The sequence below is a fragment of the Acinetobacter sp. ATCC 27244 genome, assembly GCF_000156555.1.
GTDB classification, from domain to species: domain Bacteria; phylum Pseudomonadota; class Gammaproteobacteria; order Pseudomonadales; family Moraxellaceae; genus Acinetobacter; species Acinetobacter haemolyticus.
This window is the reverse complement of the sequence record NZ_GG665957.1, coordinates 1-941: the sequence shown is the minus strand read 5'-3', so window position 1 is coordinate 941 and position 941 is coordinate 1. Positions and strand designations below refer to the sequence as shown.

The 941-nt window shown below is 37.1% G+C and carries 1 protein-coding gene; it reads right to left on the bottom strand.

From position 1 onward, the window contains the following. A partial coding sequence (locus HMPREF0023_RS16750) for a hypothetical protein (RefSeq protein ID WP_008941962.1) occupies nt 1-941 on the bottom strand: 941 nt, incomplete at both ends.

Sequence of the window (941 nt, the reverse complement as noted above, 5' to 3'; positions counted from 1 at the left end):
ATCGTCCCTTGTAGTTTGACGATCCCTTGATTGCGCGCTTGATTTCTCCATCAAGTAATATCTTCAGGTATGACGGCTTTTGACTAACATAATGGAACCATGCATCAATCGTGGCTTTTTCTTCCCCCTGCATAAGCCCTGCTTTAAGTTTTCTGATAACTAAAGTTGAAAAACGATCTTCCGTTTGTGTTATTGAGACTTGATCATCACTTTCAGTTTGGGTGTCGTTATATTTTTTGCATACAAATTCTAACTTTTGCATAAAGTGCTGAATGAAATCCATCTTCATGGCAATATCACGTTTACAGACCGAAAATAGAAAAGTTATGTTAGCCGAGTTGATTTGAGCAGCATGACCCAATATGTCCCAACACCCCAAATATGCTAGAAGCTGTATCGACGTATCCTTATTCAGTTTATCAATGGTCGTTTTAAAAATATGATCAATGGCCTTAAAATTTGATGCAAAATGGGCACATTTAACTTCACAGGAAATAAAAATATTTTCCCCAGCAAATGCCTTTTTTTGTGTCCAATAAGTTTCGTACTGACTCTTGGCCCGACTTGCCTGTTCCTGATTTGATTTAATCAATGCGCTTAAGGTTTTTGCTTTCTTACCACTTTGGTATAGCGTTTCGATATACTGATTCAAACTAGGAAGAACATGCGTCTTAAATTCATTATTTGGGTTCTGCCCAAGGTAGTGTCTTAAATCGTTTGCAAAATTGCTTAAAGGCTGATCAAGCAGTTGCCGAATATCAGCACAAAGTCGTATCAATTGTGCGCCTGAGGGCTTAGAAAATTCCTGATAATTAAGCTCATCTTGAATTTTACACAAAGCGATAGACGTAATTAAAACAGATGGGCTAAAAACAAAACCATAATGGCTGAACAACCGTTCTAAGAACAGTTTTGACGCATCAATCTTTTGAAAAAATATC